The following is a 240-nucleotide window of genomic DNA, read 5'->3' as shown; positions in this document are numbered from 1 at the left end:
CTGTAAAAAATGGCTTTTCATATGATGTTTTTAGTAATCAGTATAAAGAGTATATAGATGTAGTTAATGGAAGAATAAAAAGTGTTTTAACCCAGAAAATGAATGATGTATATGATAGTCTTACTTCTTCTTATAAACAAAAACTCAAACAGGCACAGAATCAGTATAAAAGCGGATTAAATGATTATAATAATAAGTATAAAGATTTTAAGAGTCAGTTTGCTTTAGCTAAAACTAAAC

1 protein-coding gene is annotated in these 240 nt (G+C 25.8%); it reads left to right on the top strand.

Annotated elements, in window-relative coordinates; translation table 11 throughout:
• Positions 1–240: hypothetical protein (locus AAEY57_RS21015; RefSeq protein WP_350608786.1), on the top strand; the 240-nt coding region annotated here is incomplete at both ends.

It is taken from the genome of Pseudoalteromonas sp. MER144-MNA-CIBAN-0113, from assembly GCF_040308965.1.
Classification (GTDB): Bacteria; Pseudomonadota; Gammaproteobacteria; order Enterobacterales; family Alteromonadaceae; genus Pseudoalteromonas; species Pseudoalteromonas tetraodonis.
The sequence above is the reverse complement of the archived record's forward strand: the minus strand, read 5'-3'. Positions and strand labels throughout refer to the sequence as shown.